This is a genomic window from Pseudomonas sp. 1152_12, from assembly GCF_052850675.1.
On sequence record NZ_VXCW01000001.1, the window covers coordinates 523,308 to 549,826 of the forward strand.

At 58.4% G+C, this 26,519-nt stretch carries 19 protein-coding genes and 1 pseudogene; 12 read left to right on the forward strand and 8 right to left on the reverse strand.

All coding sequences use genetic code 11. From position 1 onward, the window contains the following. Window positions 1-38: 38 nt before the first annotated feature. Window positions 39-4,517, forward strand: a complete 4,479-nt coding sequence (locus tag FW764_RS02295) for a dermonecrotic toxin domain-containing protein (protein ID WP_446432559.1) — start codon at window positions 39-41, stop codon at window positions 4,515-4,517. A gap of 62 nt (window positions 4,518-4,579) precedes the next feature. Here the strand turns inward: FW764_RS02295 and FW764_RS02300 are convergent, their stop codons facing one another. Continuing rightward, complete coding sequence (locus tag FW764_RS02300; RefSeq protein ID WP_446432560.1) at window positions 4,580-6,955, reverse strand: efflux RND transporter permease subunit; 2,376 nt, start codon at window positions 6,953-6,955, stop codon at window positions 4,580-4,582. Window positions 6,956-6,971: 16 nt separating this feature from the next. Then, window positions 6,972-8,006: a WD40/YVTN/BNR-like repeat-containing protein gene (locus tag FW764_RS02305; RefSeq protein ID WP_446432629.1), complete on the reverse strand. Its 1,035-nt coding sequence runs from the start codon at window positions 8,004-8,006 to the stop codon at window positions 6,972-6,974. Window positions 8,007-8,364: 358 nt separating this feature from the next. Here FW764_RS02305 and FW764_RS02310 point away from each other — a divergent pair, with 358 nt between their 5' ends. Then, window positions 8,365-9,480: a Gfo/Idh/MocA family protein gene (locus FW764_RS02310; protein ID WP_446432561.1), complete on the forward strand. Its 1,116-nt coding sequence runs from the start codon at window positions 8,365-8,367 to the stop codon at window positions 9,478-9,480. A 366-nt stretch (window positions 9,481-9,846) separates the two neighbouring features. After that, window positions 9,847-11,544 carry a M10 family metallopeptidase C-terminal domain-containing protein gene (locus FW764_RS02315; protein ID WP_446432562.1) on the forward strand — a complete coding sequence of 566 codons (1,698 nt, stop codon included), beginning with the start codon at window positions 9,847-9,849 and terminating at the stop codon, window positions 11,542-11,544. 99 nt (window positions 11,545-11,643) lie between these two features. Here the strand turns inward: FW764_RS02315 and FW764_RS02320 are convergent. Together FW764_RS02320 and FW764_RS02325 are read right to left on the reverse strand one after the other, a co-directional pair. Next, a pseudogene (locus FW764_RS02320) lies at window positions 11,644-11,847 on the reverse strand (methyl-accepting chemotaxis protein); the annotation flags it as partial. Between the two features lie 22 nt (window positions 11,848-11,869). After that, window positions 11,870-12,037 carry a hypothetical protein gene (locus FW764_RS02325; RefSeq protein WP_446432563.1) on the reverse strand — a complete coding sequence of 56 codons (168 nt, stop codon included), beginning with the start codon at window positions 12,035-12,037 and terminating at the stop codon, window positions 11,870-11,872. 153 nt (window positions 12,038-12,190) lie between these two features. Between FW764_RS02325 and FW764_RS02330 the strand changes: the two genes are divergently transcribed. The 3 genes from FW764_RS02330 to FW764_RS02340 are packed head-to-tail and all read left to right on the forward strand — an operon-like array spanning window position 12,191 to window position 14,650. Beyond that, window positions 12,191-13,618, forward strand: coding sequence for a nucleobase:cation symporter-2 family protein (locus tag FW764_RS02330; protein ID WP_446432564.1), 1,428 nt, complete (start codon window positions 12,191-12,193; stop codon window positions 13,616-13,618). 13 nt (window positions 13,619-13,631) lie between these two features. Further along, complete coding sequence (locus tag FW764_RS02335; RefSeq protein WP_446432565.1) at window positions 13,632-14,093, forward strand: LEA type 2 family protein; 462 nt, start codon at window positions 13,632-13,634, stop codon at window positions 14,091-14,093. A gap of 5 nt (window positions 14,094-14,098) precedes the next feature. Beyond that, window positions 14,099-14,650 carry a GNAT family N-acetyltransferase gene (locus FW764_RS02340; protein ID WP_446432566.1) on the forward strand — a complete coding sequence of 184 codons (552 nt, stop codon included), beginning with the start codon at window positions 14,099-14,101 and terminating at the stop codon, window positions 14,648-14,650. A gap of 45 nt (window positions 14,651-14,695) precedes the next feature. On the opposite strand, the gene FW764_RS02345 is transcribed toward FW764_RS02340, so the two are convergent. Continuing rightward, complete coding sequence (locus FW764_RS02345) at window positions 14,696-15,622, reverse strand: carbon-nitrogen hydrolase family protein (protein ID WP_446432567.1); 927 nt, start codon at window positions 15,620-15,622, stop codon at window positions 14,696-14,698. Window positions 15,623-15,712: 90 nt separating this feature from the next. On the opposite strand from FW764_RS02345, the gene FW764_RS02350 reads away from it, so the two are divergent. Beyond that, window positions 15,713-16,612 carry a LysR substrate-binding domain-containing protein gene (locus FW764_RS02350; RefSeq protein WP_446432568.1) on the forward strand — a complete coding sequence of 300 codons (900 nt, stop codon included), beginning with the start codon at window positions 15,713-15,715 and terminating at the stop codon, window positions 16,610-16,612. Here FW764_RS02350 and FW764_RS02355 read toward each other — a convergent pair. Next, entirely contained in the window at window positions 16,605-16,859 is a 255-nt protein-coding gene (locus FW764_RS02355) for a hypothetical protein (RefSeq protein ID WP_083358674.1), read from the reverse strand. The two genes, FW764_RS02350 and FW764_RS02355, sit on opposite strands and share 8 nt — an antisense overlap. Window positions 16,860-17,022: 163 nt before the next feature. On the opposite strand from FW764_RS02355, the gene FW764_RS02360 reads away from it, so the two are divergent. Beyond that, complete coding sequence (locus tag FW764_RS02360) at window positions 17,023-17,343, forward strand: DUF883 family protein (RefSeq protein WP_016979401.1); 321 nt, start codon at window positions 17,023-17,025, stop codon at window positions 17,341-17,343. A 32-nt stretch (window positions 17,344-17,375) separates the two neighbouring features. Here FW764_RS02360 and FW764_RS02365 read toward each other — a convergent pair whose 3' ends face one another. After that, window positions 17,376-18,413: an Ldh family oxidoreductase gene (locus tag FW764_RS02365; RefSeq protein ID WP_446432569.1), complete on the reverse strand. Its 1,038-nt coding sequence runs from the start codon at window positions 18,411-18,413 to the stop codon at window positions 17,376-17,378. A 169-nt stretch (window positions 18,414-18,582) separates the two neighbouring features. On the opposite strand from FW764_RS02365, the gene FW764_RS02370 reads away from it, so the two are divergent. Next, a complete protein-coding gene (locus FW764_RS02370; RefSeq protein ID WP_446432570.1) occupies window positions 18,583-23,727 on the forward strand; it encodes a dermonecrotic toxin domain-containing protein in 5,145 nt (1,714 codons plus the stop codon). A 19-nt stretch (window positions 23,728-23,746) separates the two neighbouring features. Here the strand turns inward: FW764_RS02370 and FW764_RS02375 are convergent, their stop codons facing one another. Further along, window positions 23,747-24,016: a PepSY domain-containing protein gene (locus tag FW764_RS02375; protein ID WP_446432571.1), complete on the reverse strand. Its 270-nt coding sequence runs from the start codon at window positions 24,014-24,016 to the stop codon at window positions 23,747-23,749. Between the two features lie 152 nt (window positions 24,017-24,168). On the opposite strand from FW764_RS02375, the gene FW764_RS02380 reads away from it, so the two are divergent. The 3 genes from FW764_RS02380 (at window position 24,169) to FW764_RS02390 (ending at window position 26,499) form a co-directional block, all read left to right on the forward strand. Next, window positions 24,169-25,164: a FecR family protein gene (locus tag FW764_RS02380; protein ID WP_446432572.1), complete on the forward strand. Its 996-nt coding sequence runs from the start codon at window positions 24,169-24,171 to the stop codon at window positions 25,162-25,164. A gap of 316 nt (window positions 25,165-25,480) precedes the next feature. Continuing rightward, a complete protein-coding gene (locus FW764_RS02385; RefSeq protein ID WP_446432573.1) occupies window positions 25,481-25,939 on the forward strand; it encodes a hypothetical protein in 459 nt (152 codons plus the stop codon). Continuing rightward, on the forward strand, window positions 25,936-26,499 hold the full coding sequence (locus FW764_RS02390; RefSeq protein ID WP_446432574.1) for an adhesin: 564 nt from the start codon (window positions 25,936-25,938) through the stop codon (window positions 26,497-26,499). The genes FW764_RS02385 and FW764_RS02390 overlap by 4 nt, the downstream gene beginning before the upstream one ends. Window positions 26,500-26,519: the final 20 nt, after the last annotated feature.

A 26,519-nucleotide genomic window follows, 5' to 3' on the forward strand; every position in this document is an offset into this window, starting at 1 on the left:
CCGAGCCGTTGGCGGGAGCGCTGGTGCCAGGCATAGACATGCAGGCCATTGAACTGATCATCCGCAGCCTGCGCACCACCTTCAAGAACGGATTCGAACAGGCACTGCTTCGCCACTTCACCGGCACTGCCAATAGCGACCGTAGCGCCATCGATGCCGACGCGAACCGCTGGCTATGGCTCAGTAACACGCTCAGCGATTCCCTGAGAACCAGTGCCTTGAAACAGTCCGGGCTCACTGACGAACAACGCGAGACCCTCGATCAGGTCGTAACCTACCCGGATCAGACGCAACGGCGGCGTGTAAAAGGCGCCACCGCAGCCAAAGTATTCATGCTGGAATGCGCCGTGCGCCGCCACGGCAATGCATCCACACAGCTCAGCCCGGACATGCTGATCACCCGAGAGGTTGGCGGCCGAACGCAGGTACTGCACACGACCCCGGCCGGAGTGGTCACACCGTATGACTCACTGGAAGCATTCGACAAAGCCTGGGGGCGAAACCTGGAGACGGCATTTGTCTTCGACACATTGAGCTGGAAACGCCGGGAGCCCGACGCCGACATTTTCGATACACAAGCGGCGGTCCTGCTCAATGCCATGGTGGAAAACGTCGCTTCCATTCCTGTTCCGTCGTCGGGCACGCTTGATGAGCTGGAACAGACATTCTCGCGGGCAAGCGACCCCAGCCCCTGGTTTGTGGGCGCTTATACCCCCGATGCTGCCAAGCTTGGACGGCTGCGTGACAAACTGCCGGGTTGGCTCAATAACGCCAGCGAAGCTGAACGCGACACCTACCGGCGTCACGCACTCGCGCTGGCCGGCAGCGTGCAGCGCAACAAAGGTCGGACATTCCTGGACGGTGTGCCCGATATCCGCACTTTCGCTCAGCAACAGCTGGACCTGCAATTGGCTGGCAAAGGCTATACAGCGAACGACGTGGAAGTGGTGTTCAAGGTCGCGGTGGGTAACCTGGGCAGCGGCTACATCGAGCGGGTGAAAATGAGCCTGGTCGACATGGCCCTGGAAAACCTCGCGGGCTTGCCCAAGGGCGAAATGGAAGTTCACTTGCGCGGGCAACGGGTCAGCGATGCGCACATGCCGCAAATGCTTAAGAACCTGATCAACAAGGTTGATGTCGGCGGCCAGTACCCACAGTTGCTCAAACAGCAGCTGCTCAGTGACACGCAGCCGGCCCGTGACCGCACCACCCGTTTCGTCGAACAAGTGCCCATTCAACTCGCCATGCAGGCATTGGAACTCAAGCTCAAGGGCGAGTCCGGCATTACCACGCAGGGCTATCGATTTATCGACGCGATCTGCCAACCCGAAGCGGGCAGCAAACAGGTGGACGGACAAGACATCACCGTGCGGCCCTTGGCATTTGTGCGCAAGCCCGGCGCCACCCCGGACGTGGCCGAGAACATGTTTCTGATCGAACCGTTGGACCCCAGCGGCGGCCCGCATATTATCTATCGCCCCCAACTGAAACCGGCGTTGCTTGAATTCGCCAGCCGCGGCGCGCTGCTGGAAGCCATCCGCCAGACGGGGCCCTTACAAGAGAGCGTTCTGGCGTGGTTACCGAACGACAAAGTCCGAGCAGTCTATGGCAACGGCGGTTTTCTCACGCCGAATATTGCGCGCTATTCCGTGTTCAATGAGTTCGACCCGCCCACCACGCCCAAACCCACGACTCTGGCCACAGACGGTTACGCCGACGCCACCACGCTACGCCAGGCACTGCTCAACGGTGACCTGATGAAGCATTTGTTTCATTCCAATGCCAATAGCCTGGTCACCCTGGCGGAAGGCCAATCCACCTCTGATGCTGAAAGCCGCTGGGCCTCCCACAAGGAACTGGGCTGGCTGCTGTTCAACACCCTGCTGCCGGTATTACGTGGGCCAGGCGCGATGGCAGGCTGGTTGCTGCAACTGGCCAATAGCGAAGAAGACATCAAGCGGCTTTCCACACAAAACGACCCGAACCCGTCTGCGGCGGTGATCGATTTGCTGATCAATCTGAGCCTGACACTGACTCATGCACCCGCTTCAGAACCCGGCAAACCGGCACACTCTTTTGAACCCTTCAAGAAAGCCTCGAACGCCGAAGGCGCCGGGCCGCGCGCCCGCGACAGCAGTGAACCCAGCCTTAACCACGCCGATATCCGGCAGGACCCAACGGCGCCCACCTCCGGCAGCTTTGGTGGCGACAACACGGCCATTGATATCCGATTGTCTAGCCCTCGCGGGTTAACACCCAGCCTGCTTGCACACATAGATTCGTTCAAGGTGGCGGCGCCGGAAGCTGCCGGTTCCCCGATAACCGAAGGTATTAAAAGAGGCTTGTACCTGTCCAATGACCGGCTTTACGTCACTGTCGGCGATGATTGGTTCCGCGTGGCAGTAGACTTGGACGGCCCCTACGTCATTGATGAAAAAAACAAGGCGCGCACGGCCCCACCCATCAAACGCGACGCCCAAGGCACCTGGGGATTTGACGTTGCGCCCAAGCTCAAGGGCGGTATGCCGAGAGCCACCAACCCGCAGGATACGGTCGCGAAAAGCATGCAAGACATGTCCCTGGCGGAGACTAACTATCGGCGCAGTCTGAAGGTAAGTAAGAAGGTTTCACTAGCATTTGGCGCGGCAGTGGGAAGAGTCAAGGAGAAACTTGCCGAGTACGATACCGCTCGAAAAAAACTCAAGACGCTTCGCAACCTGACAAGAAACGAGGCCTCAGCACATCGATTCTTAATTTCCTATTGGGAACAGCAGCAGGCCACCCATGCGCTCAAGAGCAACCTGGATCAACAACTTGAGGCGCTCAAGCCGATGACAGAAGCCCTTCTGGCCGCCAGTGAAAAAACCATTAAAGCCATTGAGCCCAAGAAAATCGGCGGGGTCGACGACCTGTCCAAATTCAAACAGAACCGCTCAGAGGAATACCAACGCACGCTGCATGCCCTGACTGAAGTAGAAAACGTTTACAACAGCTTGGCCAACGACGCCCGCCAGCACGGCGTGACCGGCGCCTCGTTGGAAGAGTTGACAAGCCTGACCAACAGCGGCTCCAGGGTGGCTTACGATGAAATGATGGAAGTGACCGACTTGGCTTATGAGGCCAACAAAGCGCTGTTGGCGTCGAAGCAGGCTGTCAGTTCCCTGTTTGATCAGTGGAAGAATGATTCCCCTTTTGGCAGTAAGGCCGCCGGGGAATACATCACAGAGCGATACGACGACCCCCTTGCCGCCAGGATAATCACAACAAAACTGAACAGAATGTCCTATCTGAAACTACTGATCACTACATGGGACGCCCGCAGTGCAGGGGCTGCCGATCCCCAGTTGAAGCGATTCCTGACGGAGAACCTGAGAACCGAAATAGCGGCCTTCAAGAATCTACGCCAATTCAACGGCTACACCTTGAGCGAACGAAATGCCACGCTCACAACCATTCTTACTAAATTCAAACAGGTATTGAGCGACAGTCTCCTGATGCAGGAGGAACACCCAGCGCTCTTTCGGACCGAGTACCAGCAGCGTTTCACTGAAGCGCTCAATGACCTCATCGCCGACGCGCAAGCCGAGTTGCTCGAGGGCGTCAAAGAGGAGCAGTTTCTTATTCCACCCCCGCCCCCGCGCAACGAACAACGGGCGAAACCGCAAAATCAACGCGTCTTCAAGACTGAACATAAGGAGACCTTGATCGGCACATTACGCGCACCACAGGCTGGTCAACCTATTAACATCATCGATGTGCTCGACCCCCAAAGCGGGCAACCGATCGCGAGCTACGGCGAACATCCCGGTGAGCGTGGGTGGGTGAAAATCGTTCAAGGGCAGCCCGTACAACCGCTCCAAGTCACACCACCAAAATCCTTGGCCAGCTATAAAAGCGAGGCACAACAGTTGATGGAGGCCGCCACCCGCAGCGAGCAGACGATTCTGTTCCAGAAACGTAAGCTTGACGACCCCCTGCGACGGGACACCGTCTACCCCAAGGATTGGAACGACATGCTGGAAACGAAAGCCCATCAACTTGAGGCGATGGCGCAGCAGATCGAAGCCAGCCACGGTGCCAGGCCGGAAACCGCCGCACTGGCTACACGATGGCGAGCCGCCGCCGATGAAATGCTGCAAAAGGCACGCCGACATGCGGCAGACGGCTACATGGTCCAGCCGCCGACTGCAGAAAATGTCGATTTCTTATGGCGCCATGGTTTTGTCGACATCAACCTGGTACGACGGGATATCCCGACCAAAAGCGGTGACGTCTTCACCGAATACGCTGTCCGCAAAAAAGGCAAAATCGACGTGGTGTGGTATGCGCACTTCCACTATCCGGAAAAAAACTGGCCACGGGCTGACCACCGGGCCGCGCATCTGAAAATCCCGTCCCAACGCACCAAAACCCAAAAGGACTTGATTGCCGAAGCCGGCAGCAACGGGGTTGTGGAAAAAATAATCAAAGCCAGGATCACACCGCCGCTGGATGAAAGGTTGTTTCTGAAGTTGTGAAACTATTGAGCTGACACCCGATGCAAAAAAGCCGCACATTGTGCGGCTTTCTCTTCATTGGCTTAATGCGCGAACAACGAATTGCCCTTCTGCCCCGCCAACTTCTCCGGTTTGATCAGGAAGCGTGCCAACGCCGGCAACAGCCACAGTGCACCGAACATGTTCCACAGCAGCATGAAAGTCAGCATCAAGCCCATGTCAGCCTGGAACTTGATGGCCGAGAAGATCCAGGTGCACACGCCGATGGCCAGGCACAGGCCAGTAAACAACACGGCTTTGCCGGTTGACTTGAGCGTCTGGTAATACGCCTCTTGCAGCGGCAAACCGGCGCGCAGGAAGCTTTCAAGGCGGCTGTAGATGTAGATACCGTAGTCCACGCCAATCCCCACGCCCAAAGCGACCACCGGCAAAGTCGCGACCTTGACGCCGATGCCCATGAACGCCATTAGCGCGTTGCCCAGCACCGAAGTCAGTACCAGAGGCAACACGATGCACAGGGTTGCCGCCCAAGAGCGGAAGGTGATCATGCACATGGTTGCCACGCACAGGTACACCAGAATCAGAATGGTCAACTCAGACTCTTTGATCACCTCGTTGGTCGCCGCTTCGATCCCGGCATTACCGGCGGCGAGGATGAATTCCAGGCCGTCCCTATTGTTCTCCTTGGCGAAGTCCTGCACCGCATGCACCGCGCGGTCGAGGGTTTCGGCCTTGTGGTCGTTAAGAAACACCAACACCGGCGCCACCGAGCAATTGTTGTTGTACAGGCCGTCGGCGCGGGCGATGGAGTTGTTCAGCACGTCGGGGTTGCGCGACAGGGTTTCCCACTTCAGGTTGCCCTCGTTCATGCCCTTGATCATCTGCTTGGACACGGTTACCAACGAGATCGCCGACTGCACGCCTTCGGTGTTCTGCATCTTCCACATCAACTGGTCGATGGGCGCCATGGCTTCGTAGCGCGAGCAGCCTTCGGCACGGGTCTTGACCATCACCACCAGCACGTCGGAGCTGGTGGAGTAGTTGCGGATGATGAAGTTATTGTCTTTGTTGTAGCGCGAGTCCGGGCGCAGTTCCGGTGCGCCTTGGTCGAGGTCGCCGATCTTCAGGTTCTGGCTGTACCAGAGGCCGCCACCGAAGGCGATCAGCGCCAGCAGGATAGAGACCGGCGCGACTTTGGCGCTGGCGAATTTGGACAGCAGGCGCCAGAACGGATGTTCGCGGTGCGCGTCCTTCTTGCTCTTGGCGATGGCGCGTTTGCTGATGCCGACATAGGAAATTGCCACCGGCAGCAGGATCAAGTTAGTGAACACAATCACCGCCACGCCGATCGAGGCACCGATGGCCAGCTCGCGGATCACACCGATGTCGATGATCAGCAACGTGATGAAGCCCACGGCGTCGGCGAGAATGGCGATCATACCCGGCAAGAACAGTTGCCGGAACGTGCGGCGGGCCGCCGTCAGTGCGTTGTCCGCCTCACTCGATTGCAGGGCGATACCGTTAATCTTCTGCACTCCGTGGGAAATACCGATGGCAAAGATCAGGAACGGCACCAGCATGGAATACGGATCGAGGCCGAAACCGAAAAAGTGCATCAAGCCGAGTTGCCAGACCACCGCCACCAACGTGGTGCTCAGCACCGCGACGGTGCTGCGCAGGCAGTTGGTGAACCACAGCAACAGAATCAGGGTGATCACAAACGCGATGCCGAAGAACATCACCACCATCACCAGGCCGTCAATCAGGTCGCCGACCTTCTTCGCAAAGCCGACGATGTGGATCTTGACGTTGGGGTTCTGCGCTTCGAACTTGTCGCGGATTTTGTCTTCCAGTTCATGGGAGAATTTGCGGTAGTCCAGAGCCAGCAACTTGCCCTGGTCTTGTGGGTCCGGGTAGGACTCCAGCAGCGGGATGTCGACGATGCTGGACTTGAAGTCGTTGGCCACCAGGCGCCCGACCTGGCCGGACTTGAGTACATTGTTGCGCAGTTGGTCGAGGCTTTCCGGTGAGCCGTTGTAGCTTTGCGGGATCACTTCGCCGCCGGCAAAGCCTTCTTCGGTGACTTCAGTCCAGCGCACGCTGGGGCTCCACAGCGACTTAAGGCCCGAGCGGTCGACACCGGAGATGTAGAACACCTCGTCGTTGATCTGGCGCAGGGTCTCCATGTATTCCTTCGTAAAGATGTCACCGTCCTTGGCCTCCACCGAGATACGCACCGTGTTACCCAGGTTGGCCAGGTCGTTGCGGTGTTCCATCATCTTTTCGATGAAGGGATGCTTAAGCGGGATCATCTTTTCAAAGCTGGTGGACGGGCGAATCAACGTCGCCTGCCAGAAAAGAAAAATGCTCACCAGCAGGCAGATAACAATCACTGCCGGGCGGTTGTTGAAGATCAGGCGCTCAAGAAAGGTCGCTTTATCGTTGTGATGACTGCTCATTCTTTCCCCGCCCTTATTATTGTTTTACGCGTTCAGCGCCACTGGCCGTGGCGACGCGAACGCCACCCTGCCCGACCAGAATCAAGTTGCCGTTGCCTGCCGCCGTGACCGCCGAGAGTGAAATGCGATCCGGGCGATTGAACACGCTGAAGGTCTGCCCGTCGTCGTGGCTGACCACCACGCTGCCGCCGTTGCCGACCACCACCAGCGAACCGTCGTCAAGCAAGGTGGCGCCCGACAAACCGAACTCCAAGGCACCGCGCGTTGCGTTCAGTTCGACCTGTTCCCAGGTGCTGCCGAAATCCGTGGAGCGGTAAAGATTGCCGCGCAGTCCATAGGCCAACAGCGTTTGCGGTTGAGCGGTGCTGATCACGCCAAACAGCGAGCCTTCGTACGGGCCTTCAAGTTTTTCCCAGGTCTGGCCGTCGTCGCGGGAGCGGAACATGCTGCCCTGCTCGCCGACGATAAACAGGCCAGCGTCTTTAACGTAGGCGATGGCATTGAGGTGGAACTGATCTTCGTTGTCGAGGCGGGTGCTGACATCCTCCCAGGTTTTGCCGCCGTCAGTGGTTTCGATCAACGCACCGTAGGCGCCCACGGCCAAGCCATGCTCGGCGTCCTTGAACCAGATGTCGAGCAACGGCGCTTCGCGCTTGAGGTCTTGATATTGCTGGGTCCAAGTGGCGCCGCCGTCGGAGCTGGCAAGGATTTGTGCGTCATGGCCCACGGCCCAACCTTGTTTGTCATCGACGAAAAACACGGCCGTGAGCAATTGCCGGGTCGGCACTTTGGCTTGGGTCCAGGTGCTGCCCTGGTCATCGGAATAGAGGATATGCCCACGATCACCGACCGCTACCAAGCGCTTGCCTGCGTGGACCACATCGATCATCAGGCCTTTGGCGGCCTTGGGGGATTCAATCGCAAACACCGGTTGCACGCGGGTATCGCCGGCTGCCAGCACGGGGGCCGACAACACCCCAAGCAGCGAGAGCGCTGTGGCCAGCATCGCAACCCTGCGTGCGGCGCGCGGGCGGCAAACAACCCAACCCATGACAGGCTCACTCATAGACCTTTCTCCCGTTTTATTATTGTTAGGTCGTCTCGCCTTCCCGGGCTCTGAAACCTGCAATCTAGAGCGCCTGAAGGAAGCAGGGGCCATCCTATCGGGGTTTCGAATCGTCTGACAATCGGCGCTACGTTATCTTTTGTTAACTGGCGGCTTTTGGCCATGGGCTGAATATGCTTGCATTACTGCGCTTGATGATCGTCCGATGATCATTCCCACGCTGCCCTGCGGCAGTCCTACGCGGAGCACTGCAATAATGAATTTTTATTCCATATCTTGAATTGTGTGAATTTTTATTCCATTAATAAGCCTCTTGAAAACAATAATTCAAAGGACCACCGCTATGCGTGAACTCGGAATCGGCCTGATCGGCACGGGCTTCATGGGGCGCGCCCACGCCCTGGCGTTCAACAATGCCCGCGCGGTATTCGAACTGCCGGTACACCTCAAGTTGGCCGCCCTGGCCGATGCCGACACCGGACGTGCCCAACGCTGCGCGACGGCCTGGGGGTTTGCCCAGGCCCATGGCGACTGGCAGGCGTTGATCAACGACCCTAAGGTAGATGTGGTGGCCATCACCACCCCCAACCACTTGCACTACCCAATGGCCATGGCGGCGATTGCGGCGGGCAAGGCGGTGTATTGCGAGAAGCCGCTGGCCGTCAGCCTGCAGCAGGCCGACGCCATGCGCCGTGCCGCGAGTGCGGCTGGAGTGGTGACGCGCGTCGGCTATAACTATCAGCACAACCCGATGATCGGCCTGGCACGGCAGATGATTGCCAATGGCGACCTGGGCGAGATCATCAGTTTCCAGGGCGAGTTCAGCGAAGATTTCATGGCCGACCCGGCCTCGCCTTGGTCGTGGCGCTGCGAAGTGGAACATGCCGGGGGCGCCCTGGCGGATCTGGGCAGCCATCTGTTGTCGATGGCGTGCTACTTGGTGGGCGATGTGCACAGCGTGTGCGCCGACACCCAGACCGTGCACACCAGACGCCCGGCCGTCAAAGGCGGCAGCGACCTGAAACCCATCGCGGTAGATGATCAGGTGCATGCCCTGCTGCGATTCGCCAATGGCGCGCGCGGTACGGTGAGCAGCAGTTGGCTCAAGCATGGCTACAAGAACCACCTGAGTTTTGAAATCAGTGGCACTCAGGGCACGCTGGCCTTCGATCAGGAACGATTGAATGAACTGCGCGTGTGCCGCGCCGGCCAAGACGGCTTTCAGCGCTTGCTGGCGGGTCCCGCCCTGCCCGGCTATGCCGCCTTCAGCCCGGCCGCCGGGCATCAACTGGGTTACAACGAGTTGAAGACCCTGGAAGTGCACGAGTTGATCATGGCTCTGGCCGGGCAAGGCACAGATGGCACCGACTTTGAGGGCGCCTGGGCCGTCGAACGCCTGGCAACCGCTATACGCTTGGCCGCACTGCAAGAGCGATGGGTCAACATCAGCGAGTTTTAGAATACAGGCGGCCCTCGACTTGGTTGGCGTTCACCTCACGTGTCCGCCGCCAAACATGGGCACAGCGCCCTTGGCCAGCGGCACGCCCTTTGGTCATGCGCCATGGGTGGTTAATACAATACGGGGCCAACTTATTTAATCGAGTAACTTTCCGCTTAGCCCATGCAATTAAATCCGACGCACTGACAGCACTTATCCTACTCCCTTCGTAAAACCGTAATATGGCAATTACGCGTCTATCCCACAACTATAACTCTACGTCACACATAGACATATACCGCCCATTGGTACTCCTTGGCGAAACGTTTATTTTATCGCTTCTCCCCCATTAGCGTTTGCACTACCGCCACCTTTCCAGGGATTCCCATGTCCATCATTCGAACAAACACGCCTGCACCTTATTACGCCTCTCAGCACAACTTAGATCATCCATCGTCCCCCATCAAACACGACCTGCCACGTTCTTCCTTTGCAGGCGATATCGCAACACAACTCACCCGTGAAAACTATAGAATCAAGGATAGAAATGGCGATGGCCAAATAACCGTCGGCTACAAATTCTTTAACGCGTCCGACCCTCAAGAGTCCTGGCTTAAAAGCAGTGGAGCGCTGGCGTTCAGCGACGCCAGGAAAAAAGCCTTCAGAAGTTCACTCAAGGCGTGGGAGGACGTCATTAAGGTCAAATTCATCGAGAATGCAAAAGACGCCGACGCCATGGTGGTCGTTCATGGCAATAACGGCGTCGGCGGTTACGCCAACTTGCCCACTGATTACGGTGGCACCATGACCATCGCAATCGGCTTGGGCGACAAGAATTCACCTTTGAACTCTTCAATGGTTCACGAAATCGGTCATAGCCTGGGGCTCGGGCATCCGACCGGAAAGCACCCCGAAAACAACAAAACCCATACGGCCATGTCCTACAACACCCATTTTTGGCGGCCCCGCGACGAGAATGGGGTCAGCGTCTCGGATAGCGCATCCACCCCAATGATGCATGACATTACCGCAGGGGAGAGTCTCTACGGCACCAACGATAAGACCCGCACGGGTGATACCACTTACGGCTTCAACTCCAATTCTGAGCGCGATTACTATAGCTTGACCTCCTCCGATGACCTGGTGGCCTTCTGCGTGTGGGATAACGGCGGAAATGACACTTTGGACTTTTCTGGCTTCAAGCAAAACCAGAAGATCAACCTGAACGCCGAGCAGCTTTCGAACGTAGGCGGCAGGGAAGGCAATGTGTCTATCGCCAAGGGCGTTGTTGTGGAAAACGCCATCGGCGGTTCCGGGCACGATCTAATTATAGGTAACTCGTTTCGCAATCGCATAACCGGAGGGGCTGGGGGCGACAAACTCTACGGCGGCGGCGGTGCTGACACGTTTGTATACGACAGGGTCAGCGACTCCTCTGCGAAAAGACCAGACATACTGCTGGACTTCGTCAGTGGCGTCGACAAACTTGATATTTCTGGAATATTGAAAGCAGCTGGAATTTCTAAATTAAATATTACCGTCGCGCCCCCCGGCGAGCACGGTACGATGGCCAATCAGAAAGGCGAGTTGATGCTGGACTACGACCAAAAGACTAAGTTGCACAGGTTAGTTCTAAATGTGGGCGATGGCGCCAACACTGTATTAATGATTCTAAGCAAGACCCCCCTGAAACCAGGCGACCTATTGACCGGCGCCCACGCAAAACTTCCTATCACACCGTCCAGGCCAAAACCAAGCCTACCCGCCTATAAAACTTTTAACTATGATGCCGTCTCCGATTCGGGTTATCGCAACTCGCACTTGCTCAAAAACTTTACCACCGGCAAGGACAAAATCGACGTGAGTAACATGAGCAATAATACACGCGTAAAGTTTAACCACGTCGCTGCATACACCGGTCGCGTTGGCGACACTGTTCTTGCGCTCAATCCGGCAACCCAGAGGTACTACATCGGCATTGATATGACGGGCGATCGCAGAACCGACTTTCTGGTTAGAAGTACGAAGTCCATCAGAAGCGAAGATATAATTGGCGTCAACTTCCAGTCAGGCAGCGATCTCTAAACGCCAAGGCGGGAACGGCGCACTGTCGCTCCTGTGCACTTAGGCGTCAGATAACAAACCGCGCCACCCTCCCATTCAAATCCACCGCCAGGCGCGGGCCATTTCCTCGGCCACCACCGCAAACCCACGCCCGGCTTCACCGGCACGTGCCGCTTCAATCGCTGCGTTGAGCGCCAACAGTTTGGTCTGTTCGGCAATCGCGCGGATCACGTCGAGTACCTTGCCAATGTCACGGCCTTGAGTCGCCAGGCCTTCGATCATCACCGAGGTGTTTTGTACGTCCTGGGTCATGGTCTGGATCGCGCCGACGGTTTCCACCACATGGTCACGCCTCTTCCGTACCTGCCGGCATGACCGCATAAGCACTCTGGGCCTGCTTGACCTTGTCCACAAGTACGCCAATGCGTGTCTTGGCCTCATCCAGGGCGCCGGGCTCGCGGTTAACCAATATCCGGAAAGACAGAATACGCAGACGCAGAACGTTTTCGGTCAAGCTGCCTAAGTACCTCACAAATCGGCCGGGCTTACCTACGGTATCGACAGGTGTGTGAAATTTATGCAGGATGTTTCGAAATATTTTTACACACTTCTGGCAGCCCGCACTTTCTGGCATCCTGCGCCCCCCTTTCCCTACCGGGCCTGTATTTTGTCTGACGCTCAACCCCCTCGCCCCCGCTATAAATCCGACCTGATCTACGGCCTGGAAGATCGCCCGCACTTCACTGCGGCGATTTTTGCCGCGTTGCAACATGTACTCGCCAGTTTCGTTGGCATCATCACCCCCACCTTGATCGTCGGCGGTGTGTTGGGCCTGGAGAGCGAAGTGCCGTACCTGGTGAGCATGGCGCTGTTCGTATCGGGCCTGGGCACCTTCGTGCAGGCGCGCACCTTCGGCCCAATCGGTTCGGGTTTACTGTGTTTGCAAGGCACCAGCTTCTCGTTTATCAGCGTGATCCTCAGCGCCGGCTTCATGGTTAAAGCCCGTGGCGGCGGTACCGATGAAATCCTCTCGACGATTTTCGGCATCTGTTTTTTCGCGGCGTTTATCGAAGTGGTGTTGAGTCAGTTCATCGGCAAACTGCGCAAATTGATCACCCCGGTGGTGACCGGCACCATCATTACCTTGATGGGACTGTCGCTGATCAAGGTGGCGGTCACCGACATGGCTGGCGGCTTTGGTTCCAGCGACTTGGGTGCGGCGAGCAATATGGGCCTGGCGGCGCTTGTGCTGCTGACCATTGTAGCCCTCAACCGCTTCAGCAACCCGTTCCTGCGTCTGGGTTCAATCGTGATCGGTTTGACCCTGGGTTTTGTGTTGGCTTGGTGGATGGGTCGCGTCGACCTCGCGTCACTGCCTCAAGTGCCGCTGATCAGCGTGCCGGTGCCGTTCAAGTACGGGTTCTCGTTCGACTGGGTTGCGTTTATCCCGGTGGCGGTGATTTTCCTGATTTCGCCGCTGGAAGCCGCCGGTGATTTGACCGCCAACTCGATGATTTCTCAACAGCCGGTCAAAGGCCCGCTGTATATCAAGCGCATCAAATCGGGCCTGCTGGCCGATGGCCTGAACTCGGCGATGGCGGCGACATTCAACAGCCTGCCGATGGTGACCTTCGCGCAGAACAATGGGGTGATCCAACTGACCGGCGTGGCCAGCCGCTACGTGGCGTACTTTATCGCTGGCCTGCTGGTGCTGTTGGGGCTGTTCCCAATGATCGGCGCGGTGCTGCAATTGATGCCCAAGCCGGTACTCGGCGGCGCCACCCTGATCATGTTCGGCACCGTGGCCGTGGCTGGGATCAAGATCCTTGCAGAAGCCGGGCTGCACCGGCGGAACGTGCTGATCGTGGCGATCTCGCTGGGCATGGGCCTGGGCGTGGCCGCCGTGCCGGAAGTGTTACGCGACCTGCCTAAGGCACTGCACAACATCTTCGAGTCGCCGATCACCGTGGGTGCGTTCTGTGCAATCCTGCTGAACATTTTCTTGCCCGAAGCGTTCATAGAGCTGGAAGAAGATGAATTTGATCCGGAGTCCTCTACCCTCAAGGTCATGCAGGATCCGGACGTCACGAAATAGGAGCACCTTTTTTATGCGCAAGCTCATGGTTCTATCGTTACTGCTGCTGACCTTGAGCGCCTGCGCGCTGTTCCCCAACCGCGACCCTGTGAACATTACGGTGGTGGGCATCGAACCGCTGCAAAGCCAAGACCTGGAAGTACGTTTCGCCGTGAAACTGCGGGTGCAAAACCCCAATGAAACGGCGATCGACTATAGCGGCGTGGCCCTGGACCTGGACGTCAATGGCCGGCCGTTGGCCTCAGGGGTGAGTGATCAGAGCGGAAGCATCCCACGCTTTGCCGAAACGGTGCTGACAGTGCCCGTCAGCGTTTCGGCGTTTTCGGTGTTGCGTCAAACCTTGGGCCTGAGCCAGACCCAGAGTTTGAACAACCTGCCCTACGTACTGCGCGGCAAACTGGCGGGAGGGCTGTTCGGCACAATGCGCTTTGTCGACCGCGGCACGTTAAACCTACCGAACACGGCGAACTGGTAAAGCCCATGCAGCCGACTTTGTTCACCGCAAAACTGATCCTACGCCCGCTGACACTGGCGGACGCCGAGGCTATCCAGCAACAATTTGCGCAGTGGGAAGTGGTGCGCTACCTCAACGCCGAGGTGCCCTGGCCGTACCCGGCCGACGGCGCTCGCCGCTACTTGGAACAGGTTGCCTTGCCGGCCATGGCCCGTGGCGAACAATGGCATTGGTCGATACGCCTCACCAGTGCGCCGGAACAGTTAATCGGCAATATCAGCCTGATGGACCAGGAGGATGACAACCGTGGCTTCTGGCTAGGGCCGCAATGGCAAGGCCAGGGCTTGATGACCGAAGCCTGTGCGGCGGTAACCGAATACTGGTTTGAGGTGCTCAAGCGCCCGCTGATGCGCGTGCCCAAGGCGGCGCCTAACGTGGGGTCGCGGCGGATATCCGAGCGCACCGGCATGCGCTTGATCAGGACGGATGAGGGGCAATTTGTCGAAGGCAGCTTCCTGCGAGACATTTGGGAGATGACCCGCGAGGAATGGCTGCAACTCAAATCCTGCAAACTATAAAGATCCAATGTGGGAGCAAGTCCCCTCCCACTTGTTTAACCGCATTCAGTCAGTGATAGAGCGTACGCCCGGCTTTTGGCGCTCATCCACCACCAGTTCAAAGATATCCGGCCGCGCGTAATGCCCCACCGCATCATAGTCATACCGCGCGCGCACCAAATCATCGGTGTTGATCTGCGCGGTCAATAATCCGGCCTCTCCCACCAGCGGCCCGGCCAGAATGTCGCCCATCGGCCCGACAATCACACTGCCGCCGGCGATCAACGCGCGGTCTGAGGGCCAATTAGCAACCTGCACACCCAAGGCCTCGGGCGATGCCTGCACCTGGCAGGCGCTCACTACGAAACAACGGCCTTCATGGGCAATATGGCGCATGCTCACTTGCCACATCTCGCGCTCATCCACCGTGGGTGCGCACCAGACTTCCACACCCTTGGCGTACATCGCCGTGCGCAGCAGCGGCATCATGTTTTCCCAGCACACCGCGCCGCCGAGGCGACCTACCGCGGTGTCGATCACCGGCAGGGTCGAGCCATCGCCCTTACCCCAGATAAGCCGTTCAGTGCCGGTGGGCATTAATTTGCGGTGCTTGGCGGCCAGTCCGCCAGCGGGCTCGAAGTACAGCACGGTGCAATACAACGTGCTGCCACTGCGCTCGATCACACCGAGCACCAGACTTGCGCCGGTCCGTGCGGACAGGCCGGCCAACGCGTCGGTCTCGGCCCCAGGCACATCGATAGCGTTGGAGAAGTAGCGCGCAAAGGCTTCGCGACCTTCAGGCAGGCGATAGCCCAGCTGCGTGCCGAAGCTCTCGCCCTTGGGATAGCCGCCAAGCAAGGCCTCGGGCATGACCACCAGTTGCGCACCGCTGCGCCGAATTTCGTCCTCGTAGGTCAGAATTTGCGCCAGGGTTGGCTGTTTGCCGCCAGGTAAGGAACCAATTTGCAACGCCGCCACGGTAGAAATGGGCATTAAAAGCACTCCGAAATAAGGGGTTGCCCATTCTCGCGCCAGCGTCGATCATGAATAAAGCCCACCTCAGCGCTAAGTGATATGAGTCATATGAATATCGCCCAGGTTGACCTGAACCTGCTGAAAACCTTCGAAGCCCTGCACGATGAGTCCAGCGCCAGTCGTGCAGCGCTGCGCCTGGGCGTCACCCAATCAGCGATCAGCGCCGGCCTGCGGCGTTTGCGCGACGTATATGGTGACCCATTGTTCGTACGCACCGGCCGTGGGCTTGCACCGACCTTGCGCGCCAACCAGTTGAAACCCGTAATCAGCGAGGCGCTGGACCGCTGTCGGCAGAGCCTGGCGATGGTCAATCCGGACAACCCGCACTATCAAGGCCGCTCGGTGGTACTGGGTTTATCCGATGATTTCGAGATTGCGCATGGCCGTCGTCTGATAGAGGAAATTGCGCAGCGGGCGCCGAAACTCCGCGTGATATTCCGCCAGACCCACAGCCAGATCGTCGCTGGCGCCCTGCTCGACCGCACCCTTGACCTGGCGATTACCGCGGGCGGGTTTGCACAAAGCCGGTTAAGTCGACAGGTCTTGGGAGAAGGTGATTATCGCTGCCTGGTGGACCCGGGCAGCCTGGCGCCAGGCCAGGAAGGCCTCAGCCTGGAGGAATTTGTTACCCGTGAACATGTTCTGGTGTCGTCGGGCGGGTTCATCGGGATTACCGATGAAGGCCTGGCGGCGCAAGGGTTGAGCCGCGAGGTGTGTGCGTCCACGAGCCACTTTGCCGCTCTGCCGTTTTTGCTCAAGGGCAGCCAGGCAGTGGCGACGATACCCGGACATGCCGCCGAGGCCATTGCGCAGATCACCGGCTTGCGCGTGCTGCCGTGCCCGCTGGCGCTGGCGCGTTACCCGGTGGAACTGGGCTGGCGCACTCAGACCCAGCTCGACCCGTTGTTGCTTAAAGTTCGCGAGGCGATCGTAACGTGCTTTATTTAGCGGCGGCCATCAGCTTGTTGACTTCGCTGCGCACCATGCTGGAAAACTCCGGCGGCGACATGCCATCAAGCTCGGCGCGCACCCACTCGGCCCATTTGCCCTTGCGCTTGGAGCGCTCGCCGAACAACCGCGCCGCTTCGCCCTTGGCCTTGCCCAGGTTGGTCTGCCACAGGTCATAGAGGCGGGACTTTTCATCTTCCAGCTCAGCGCGTTCGGCGAGCGTTTTGTTGGCCAGATTGAAGCTCATGTTGAATTACCTGCTGCACAAATAGGTGACATCTTACACTGTAGGTCGAAAGTTCCTGATCCGGATTTTGCGCCTCTCCACGCCCACGCAAAAAAACTGCAACTTTTCTCACCGCCCACTACTCCATTGTTCACTGTCACATTCACCTGCAAGGAGTCACACAATGGCCCGCAAAACTGCCGCCCAAGCTGTCGAAGATCAAATCAAGGATCAAGCTTTCAGTGAACTGACGGCGTTGATCGAAGAATCGGACAAATTGCTCAAGAGCAGCGCCTCCCTGGTAGGCGAGGAAGGTGAAACCTTGCGCGAACAGGTTGCCATCAAGCTCAAGCAAGCGCTGGACTCGGTATCCAACGTGCGTGAACGCAGCAAGCCTGTGGTAGATGCCACCGAAACCTATATCGGTGGCCACCCATGGCAGACCGTGGCCATCTCCGCTGGCTTTGGCCTGGTGGTCGGCCTGTTGCTCGGCCGCCGCAACTGAGCCATAGGGGCTGTTGCTTGCAGCAGCCCCACTTAACCTTCGGCCAGTGCCTGCAGTTGCTGAAGATCCTGCGCTTCAATCTCAATGCCGATTTCCTGCGACCTCGCCCGCGTGCGATGGCGCCTATCACCTGGCAACCGCCGCAACCCCGCCGCATGCATCTGCCGCACCAGTTCCTGGCTGCGCTCGGCAAAGTTTTGCCCGGCGGTCTTGCTCGGGTCGATCAGGATCAGCAACTGACCGGTCCAGGGTGTGCGTGCACCCGGATGATCCGACCAATTGAACTCAAACGAAAAGTTACCTCCCGTCAGCGCCGCTGCCAGCAGCTCGACCATCATCGACAGCGCCGAACCCTTATGCCCGCCAAACGGCAACAGCGCACCGCCTTCGAGAATGGCCTTGGGGTCCTGGGTCGGCTGGCCCAGGCTATCGACACCCATGCCCGGCGGCAGGCGCTCACCGTTGCGCGCGGCAATCTGCACGTCGCCATGGGCGATGGCGCTGGTGGCAAGGTCGAACACGATGGGCGCGCCGTCTGCCCGGGGTGCGGCAAACGCAATCGGGTTGGTGCCGAACAGCGGGCGATCGGCACCATGGGGCACGACGCAGGTCATGCTGTTAACCACGCTGAGGGCCACCAGGCCTTCTTCGGCGAACGGCTCAACATCCGGCCACAACGCAGCGAAGTGATGCGAGTTGTGAATAGCCAGCAGTGCGATACCCGCACTGCGGGCCTTTTTCACCAGTAACGTGCGGGCGGCCGCAAGCGCCGGTTGGGCGAAGCCATTGCAGGCATCGACCCGCACAAAACCGGAAGCGACGTCGGTGACCACCGGCACCGCCTCGCCATTGACCCAGCCACTGGCCAGGGTGCTGAGATAACCGGGGATACGGAAAATACCATGGCTATGGGCGCCATCGCGTTCGGCGCTGGCGCAGTTGTGCGCCAGGATGGCCGCCACCTCTGGCGAGGTGCCGTGCCTGACGAAGACCTGTTGGAGCAATACCACCAGCTCAGAGAACCCGATTGCGGTTGAAGCCTTGGCAACTGTCGGAGACTGCGCAGACATTTGAAGCTCCGTTTTTATGATTGGAAGGGGCAACGAATGGATATTCAGGCCCCGATTAAACACCACGCAAGGCCTCTGCTGTCAACTTGCACGGGGGCTGATTATTTACCCCAGATTGCCACGGGCGCGTACTTACCCTGTCAACGTCTATGCACTCTGGAGACAGACTATGGTCCGCGTAACCCCGGCGTATTTTTTTGACGAATTCCTGCTGCCCTTGAGTAGAAAAACACCCAGCGAGCGCGAGCGTGAGCTGGGGCTGACCGTCAAGGACCTCGACTGGCTGCATACTCTGTATTACGCCACCAATACCGCCCGCCAGGACACCCGCAAGCAAAGCTACCCGATGCACGTCGAGAAGGTGCTGATGAACGTGGCGGGCCAAACCCCGATTGCGCTCGCCGGCGCGTTCTTGATCAGCCCTACCCCGGACGGCGCCAAGGCCCTGCTCTACACGCCCTATGGCGGTATTCAGGTCTCTGACAGTCACGCGTTGCTCCTCACCGAGCTAAGCGAGCAGTTGGCGGACTCGGGTCAACGCGTCGAGTTGATGAGCTTCCTGTCGATCGCCGAGCGTGACGCTTTACCCTTCGGCACAACCTTGACATTGACCACTGCGACCGTCGAGGGCGGCGTCATGGAGGACCAGGAGAAGACGCTCCAAGCCTGCCAGCAGGCCAATGTGCAAGCGATGCTTGAGCAGTTGCAAAAGACGCCTACCTTGCCGAGCATGCTCGACACATTGCTTGGCATCATGGCGCACACTTACTTCCCAGGCCTGGACCAACGCGATACGCGGGTGAACTGTTATGTGCAAGACCCGGGCGAGCGTACTCGACGCTGGGTCGAGTCCCTGCCATTAAGCGCAGCGCTCTTGCAGTTTTATGTGAGGCACACCTGGCCTTCGGGGCAAACCCGCGAGTTCCTGAACCCAAAGCATGTCACGGCTGCGTTCACCCAACCCCAGCTAGAACAAGATCAGCAGCATTGGGAAACGCTGATCGAACAGACGTCGAGCACCCTGGCAAAACTGCTGGAGAGCTTGCTGCAGACCTATTGGAACGAAGAGATCAACAGCGGCAATTCACGCCTGGATTTTTTCGCGCAGGTCATGGCCGAGAAGTTTCGCGTGGATATTTTGCTCAAGCGCCAGACACAGGTCATCAGCGCCGACGAATGTCACATGCTCCAGGCCATGTTCCTCAGTGACCAGGGCGCGCGCAGCGCCTACGCGGCGAAACTCAGTGTGGAAAAAGTGCGTATCTATGCGCCTTACCAGCACTACGTGGAGTTGGCCAGCACGCTGATGATCAACGAGAGCCACGCGTACCTGTATACGCAATCGCGCGGGTTGCAGGTGTTAGCAGACATGGATGGTCTGAAAGCGGCTTTATTGAGCATGCTCAAGGCCGCTGGCCACGAAGACGAGCTACTCAACTTTCTGTCCTTGGATGAGCGCAACACGTTTATCGGCAGGGACCAGATAAACATCGCGACGAGGCCGGTCACCGCTGGCGTTTTTTCAGGCATGGTCGAAGACATTGCGCGCAAGCAAATCAGCAATATGAACCACGCCTTGGCGCTGTACCGTCGCAGCGATGGTCAAGTTGATCTGGCCGCCCTGCTCGACAGCGCCCTGGACGTGCGCACCATGCTGGATAATCGACTAGCGTCCCTGGAGACGTCGGGGCGCTGGACTGTCCGCCCCGTCACGAGCATCAATGACCGCCCCTCGACGGTCAAGGCAGAGCGCGCCAAGCAGCACCTGCAGCAACTGAAGGCCGCCGCAGACGCGCTGGCCGCCGAACGGCCAACGCATCCGACTTTACGCAGCATGGCCACCCTTGCCCTGAACGTACAGTTGCAGGCACGCCAACTGGAGCTCAAGGCCGATGAGGTTTACGTCAACACTTACGCCTCCCATGCCATGGAGCGAGAGGAGCGCCTGCCACTGTCCTCGCTGAATATGGTCGAGCACTTCATCGAGCACCTGGCCCTTGAAGCGCCAGCTGTTCCTACCTCGTCCAGAACCGGGTTCTACAGTAAGCGTGAGCAGGGGGCCGCCCAGCAACTGCACAACATCACCCTGAAAATATTCAACGCGGTCATTGATAGCGTGATGAGCGGGTTTGTCAATCACGACATGCGCGAGCTGCCACGCCTGTTTCTCGACAATACCCACGCTAAACACGCGCAATCAATGCTCCTGGCCTTACGCAGCGAAGCCGAACTGAGGCGGCTGGGCAAGACGCTGGCGCCCCGCAGCCAGGAAGTGCTCGATACCGTACTCAGGCCTGACAGCCTGGCGCGCCTGACCCGCCATGGCCTCAACGGTTTTTTGCCGGATGCCTACACATTGACACTGAGCAAGGACACGTCCGAGGCTCCCCAGGCGCTTGCCAACCTGTTTGTACTGACTGAACGTGGCGGCATCGACCCGCAGCGCTCGGGCCACGCCGTGCTTTGGACACCTCGGCATGGCTATGAGACGTTTACCTCGATTCAAACCTTGCGCGATGAGATGACACAGCGCCTGGCGCATCCGGTCAGACGCCTGGACCTGCTGGAAAACCTGCCAAGCTTCTTGCGCGTGCCGCATCAGGTTTATCGATTAGGCCCCCTGCGACGCATTGACGAAAACTTGCTGAATGATCGCCTGAAAACCTACAGCGATCACATCATGGACGGCGTCGATCACCTGCTGTCCATGAGGTTGCCTGCTCGGGCCTTGCAAGACCGTCTGGACGGGGTCATGGAGCAGGCGGCGCCTACCAACCTCATCCGGGCCATGACGCTGGCGAGCAGCATGATCAACCAACAGGCTCTGCCCGTCTGGCTGGGCATGGCGTCAGCCCGGGACCAGATCCACCAAGCGGAACTGCTTGAGCAATACCACAACAACGCCCCCGACGAAAAAGACTACTTGCATGGCATTAAGCCGATCCGAGAACACACGGCCACAGCGCTGCTGGCGCTGCTCAAAGCGCGTTTTCCCGACCAGCCCCTGGACCCCGAAGACATCCTGATTCCCGTCCATGAGGCGCTCGATGTCCATGTCTACAGCCTGACCGACTTTGCCTTGCGGCACTGGCCCAACCTGGACGCCGAAGACATCCGCCCACGTTCGCGCAACGCAGCCCCCCTGCCGGCGACGCTGGATGCCAGTGCGGTGGTCCAAATGGTCCGACAGCTGGATCTGAAAACCGCCTACCAGACGCTGTTGCAGAGCGAACTAAACGCCCAATCGGAGGAAGCGCGCAACCGCCGCCGCCGGTATTGCCAACAATTGCCTTGGCAGGCGCTGCAATATGCTCACCAACTGAAACTGCAAGAGCGCCTTTCAGCGCAGGCTTTGAGCCTGATCCAGCAGGCGTTTGACATGCCCGACGCATTGGCGCGCGCCTCGCTCGGCGGTGCAAAGGCAGTGCTTCGCCCGCTGGAGTTGATTGCGACCGAAGGTGCTGCCACCGTCAAGGTGTTGGGCATGTACCTGATCGGTCCTGAGCCTAGCGACGCTGGTCCTTTGGTGCTGTATGCGCCCTACAGTGAGAACCATACGTTTAAGGAATACGCGAGCGAGCACGCGCTTCTGGATGAATTACAGAGGCCGGGAGAGCTCCAGGAATGGGTGATCAAGCACTTGGAAGCACCTCATCAAGCCACTTACCGCAATTTGCTGAAAAACCAGCGTCACCGCCCCTCCGAGATCAGTCTCGCGTCTGCGGCAGTGCCAGGCAACCTGCTGCACTATCTGTTCAGCGAAAACACGCAGTGCCTGCTCAAAATGTTGGGCTGCCAATTCGAGCACGGCGCCAAGGCGCTCTGGGACAGAGTGATCAGCCTGTTCGGCAAGGAGATTCCCACCGCAGTGCAGTTTATGGCTGGAAAACTCGCTTATCCGTTAGTGGTTTGGCGCAGTTACAAACTGTTCAAGCGCTCAGCCGAGGCGCTGCAGCTGCACCGATGGAAGTCCGCACTGAAGGACTTCATCGCAGGCATGGCGCAAATAGCCATGCTGCGCGGTGAACTTGAAGGCAGCGCAAGCCCACCCCCCAGCGCCGAAGAAGTGGCGGTGGGCGACCTGTCTGACCCAAAACTGCCCACAGCGACAACCCTTGCCACTCTGGCGATTACCGCACCCTCGCGTACCGGGTTGCAGCCGTTCGAGGATCATACCGTCGCGCTGAACGACCTTGAGCAGAGTACCTCCAGCCATGTTTACCAGGACAAAGCGACCGCCAAAGACTATGTGGCGCTGGCGGGCAAGGTGTATTCAGTCAAGAAGACCGCAGAACACTGGAGGCTCGCCAACGACACAGAGGCGGGGCCTTATGTGGGCCGCAATGACCAGGGCAAATGGGTGTTGGACCTGAGCCGTCATAACCCTCGCTTCGGCAAGGCCCTGTCGCGCCTGCGGGCGCGAATCGACTTACGTGCGGCGATCAATATTGAAGCGACGGGCATTAGGGCGATTGCCGCCCTGTCACCCTGGAAAGCTCAAGTCATCAATGAAGCGTTGAACGTGGCGACTTATTACGCCGTGACGTGCAAGCGCAACCTCGCTCACTTTTCAACGCTGCGCGACCCCAATAGCCGGTTGGGGCTGTTTTTTGGCGAGATGTTCGGCGTCATCACCCTTAGCCCGGATCAGGTCACCAGAATCGAGAAAGTCGTCGACGCCATACTCGAACAATTAAGCGACCCCACCTTGACCGGCCCGGACTCCAACCGCTTTGTCAGCGGGAGCAGCCGCCACAATGCATCAACACAATTCGCCTTTGTTAACCCCGATGATATCGATCGCAAACTGTACTTGCTCAATCGGTTTTTTGATCCAAATTTGGATATTTATCAGAACCGCTTGAATGCCCCCTTCGACATATCGGCCCACGCCAGGGCCAGCGTCCTGATTCATGAGTTGACGCACCTGAAGCCTGGCACCGAAGACATCGTCTACCTCGACGCCATGCGACCGTTCCCTGACCTGATTGACGCGGCCAAACCCGGCGCACAGTTAATGCGCACATCGTTGGAGGATGTGCACAGAACTGCTCTGTCCACGTTGACGCCCGCGACCAAGCTGTTCAAGGCTTGGGATGACTACTCTGCGACCTGGGAAGACTACGGGCCTGATACCTCGACCGCTAACGCCAAACGAAAAGTCCTCAGCACCACTGGCGCCAAGGACCTGAATGCGGCCCGGCAGCTGTTCATGAGCGACGCCGATAAGCGCATTGACACGATTCTGGCCAACGCCGACTCAGCGACCTACCTGATTACCCAACTGGGCCGCGTCTTGGATCCGGGGGCCTGAGCGGCCCCCGGCAGGCCCGTCAGTCTTTCTGATCACGCAGGATATTGCCCGAGGCGCCGTCGATGCGCGCCTCATAAACAGTGCCATCGGACTTACGGCCTTTGACTTCCCAATAGCCGTTGTCGTCGGCTTCGGCGCTGTAAACCTCGACATACCCAGCCTTGACCTTTGCGGTCTCAATGGCCTTTTCGATGGTAATCCAGCCCGCACCTGGTTTATCTGCCAAGGCTGCGCCAGCACTGAGTAAAGCGGTGGTTGCACACAGGGCGGCTAAGGTTTTCTTCAGCATGTTCGTACTCCATTGTGGGAATGATGGACTCATGTCCTGTGATTTCTGATATTCCCAAACGAGAATAAGTTCCAATTGATGCGCAATCGCCATGATGGCTGTTCTCGCAGTCTGCCTCGGGAGGTTAGAATGTTCGGAATCAGGATGAGTTAATGAGCGAAGAGTCCCTTTCAGAAGCCGAATATGACGCCATCACCGACGCCGCCGCGCATTGGTGCATGCGCCTGCATGCGAGTGATTGCACGGCGGTCGAGCGTCAGGCGTTTGCGCAATGGCACGATGCCGATCCGCTGCACGCCTTTGAATATGCGGCCATGCTGGAAATCTGGGACGTCGCCGACCACTTGCCCCGCAGCGAGCCTGCGCCGGTGGTGTTGCCGTTCAAGCCGCGCAGCCGCTCGCGTACCTATGCCGTGGCCGCCGCTGTCTGCCTCGCCGCGTTGCCGATTGCGGCCTTTACCGGCTGGGAAGCGGGGTGGTTGCCAAACGCCTACGAGCATTTCGACGCCGTCAATGGCCTGCGTAAAGTCACACTCGGGGACGGCAGCCAGGTGGAGCTGAACCTGGGCACTGAACTGATCTACAGCAACTACAAGGACCAGCGCCGAGTAACGTTGAAAAAAGGCGAAGCGTTTTTCAAGGTCACTCATGACAGCAAGCACCCGTTTATCGTCAAGGCGGGTGAAGGACAGGTTCGGGTTACCGGCACCCAGTTCAATGTCTGGAAGTATGAGGATCAGGTCCGGGTGATGCTGCTTGAAGGTTCTGTGCAGATTGCCAGCGACACGCTGCACAGCAGCGTGCCGCTTAGGCAAGGCATGCAAGCCAGTTACCATCCGGGTGACGTAAGCCCGCAAATCACTGCGTTCAAAACCGATGATTCGTCACTGGCATGGCGTCAGGGCAGGCTGGTACTCGACAACCTGGCCCTGGCCGACGCTCTGCCACTGATCAACCGTTACCTGAGCAAACCAGTGATGCTGGCGGACGCCAGTACTGGGGCGATTCGCATCGGCGGTATCTACAACATCAATGAGGTCAACAACCTCGTCCCCTCCCTGCCCAAGGTCTTGCCGGTCTATCTGACCCAGAACCAGGACGGCAACCCCGTACTCAATTCCATCCCGCACAAAGTGCCTAAGGGCTAAGCCCGAGCTGCACAAGCGGGAATGTCTGCGCCCAATGTGTCCATTTTTGAAACACCGCCCTCGCCTGAACGGCCCACCCGGTGCGGATTCATGGCGTTGTCACACGTACTGTTACATCGCAGAAACACCTGATAGGTGAGGCTGGACATAGACAACCGTTTGGCGACTGTCTCAAGCCTGAAACACCCTGGCCATTACTTCGCCTCGCATTAATCGCAACTAACTGAATATCAACAAAAAACTAAAAGCGGCACGCGTTCTGCTCTTTCCCTTACAGCGCTGTTTAGGGTCAGCGCGAAGAATAAGGAACATTGCCGTGGACACACACAATCCAGGTTCATTGAGCCTCCTGCTGATCAGCGGTGCATTAAGTGCCAGCGTGAGCCTTCCAGTGCTCGCGGCAGGTGAGGGTGTGATCGTGATTGAGCGTCAAGTTCAGCCTTACGCCATAGGCCGTGCACGCGGCACCGACCCCTACCCCACCACCGTCAATGCCAACCCATCTGCGCAAATTTTCCGCGCCTCCAGTAATGAGCTCAGTGACAACGACATTGCCGGTATCAGCAGCGGCTCCAGCATTACGCGCAGCATCATGCCCAACGGCGACATCACCGGTTTGAACACTATCGGTAGCGCCAACAGCCTCGGTGCAGTCAGTGCGGCGGGCCATAGCGGCAGCGGCGGCGGTATCGCCGGCACGGTAAACGGCGCGATATCCAACGGCCTCGCCCCGCTGAATAACATCAGCGGCATGGTCGGGGGGGCAATGAAATGAATCGCGCCTGGCTGCTTCTTGCCGCGCTCAGTTGCACTGCTGCGATGGCCGACAGTAACAACAGCGCGACCATCGATAACGCAGGCAAGCAATACAACGGCGTTGTCACGATCAACCAGGCTGCCGGCGACCAACAACAGCTGAGCAACAACGTCGCCATCACCACGGGCAACAACACGCAGACGAACGTCGCGCTCACGCAAAAAATCAGCGGCGCTGCGGCCGACCGCACCCTGAACGCCAAAGCCGCGATCCAGGGCAACTCTTTCAGCAGTGGCAACGGTGCACTGAGCGTCAATCAGTCCGCCGGAGCCCAGAATCAGATGATCAATGCCGTGCGAATCAGCGTCAGCGCTGGCCCGCAGAGCATCGACGACAGCGTCATGTCGCAACAGAACGTTGCGCTTGCAACCGACTCAGGGTTGACCCCTATCACTGGCAGCCGCCAGGTCGTTACCAGCGACCAGGCCTTCACCGGCAGCCGTGGAGTGGTTCAGGTCAACCAGAGCGCCGGGGTGGGGAACCGAGTGGCTAACACCCTGAATGTACGACTCAACTGATAGAGCTGAGTCGATCGTTA

Coding starts and splice junctions, on each gene's coding strand:
- FW764_RS02295 (WP_446432559.1), top strand. CDS start 39: ATGCAGGCCATTGAACTGATCATCCGCAGCCTGCGCACCACCTTCAAG.
- FW764_RS02300 (WP_446432560.1), bottom strand. CDS start 6,955: ATGAGCAGTCATCACAACGATAAAGCGACCTTTCTTGAGCGCCTGATC.
- FW764_RS02305 (WP_446432629.1), bottom strand. CDS start 8,006: ATGGGTTGGGTTGTTTGCCGCCCGCGCGCCGCACGCAGGGTTGCGATG.
- FW764_RS02310 (WP_446432561.1), top strand. CDS start 8,365: ATGCGTGAACTCGGAATCGGCCTGATCGGCACGGGCTTCATGGGGCGC.
- FW764_RS02315 (WP_446432562.1), top strand. CDS start 9,847: ATGTCCATCATTCGAACAAACACGCCTGCACCTTATTACGCCTCTCAG.
- FW764_RS02335 (WP_446432565.1), top strand. CDS start 13,632: ATGCGCAAGCTCATGGTTCTATCGTTACTGCTGCTGACCTTGAGCGCC.
- FW764_RS02340 (WP_446432566.1), top strand. CDS start 14,099: ATGCAGCCGACTTTGTTCACCGCAAAACTGATCCTACGCCCGCTGACA.
- FW764_RS02345 (WP_446432567.1), bottom strand. CDS start 15,622: ATGCCCATTTCTACCGTGGCGGCGTTGCAAATTGGTTCCTTACCTGGC.
- FW764_RS02350 (WP_446432568.1), top strand. CDS start 15,713: ATGAATATCGCCCAGGTTGACCTGAACCTGCTGAAAACCTTCGAAGCC.
- FW764_RS02355 (WP_083358674.1), bottom strand. CDS start 16,859: ATGAGCTTCAATCTGGCCAACAAAACGCTCGCCGAACGCGCTGAGCTG.
- FW764_RS02360 (WP_016979401.1), top strand. CDS start 17,023: ATGGCCCGCAAAACTGCCGCCCAAGCTGTCGAAGATCAAATCAAGGAT.
- FW764_RS02365 (WP_446432569.1), bottom strand. CDS start 18,413: ATGTCTGCGCAGTCTCCGACAGTTGCCAAGGCTTCAACCGCAATCGGG.
- FW764_RS02370 (WP_446432570.1), top strand. CDS start 18,583: ATGGTCCGCGTAACCCCGGCGTATTTTTTTGACGAATTCCTGCTGCCC.
- FW764_RS02375 (WP_446432571.1), bottom strand. CDS start 24,016: ATGCTGAAGAAAACCTTAGCCGCCCTGTGTGCAACCACCGCTTTACTC.
- FW764_RS02380 (WP_446432572.1), top strand. CDS start 24,169: ATGAGCGAAGAGTCCCTTTCAGAAGCCGAATATGACGCCATCACCGAC.
- FW764_RS02390 (WP_446432574.1), top strand. CDS start 25,936: ATGAATCGCGCCTGGCTGCTTCTTGCCGCGCTCAGTTGCACTGCTGCG.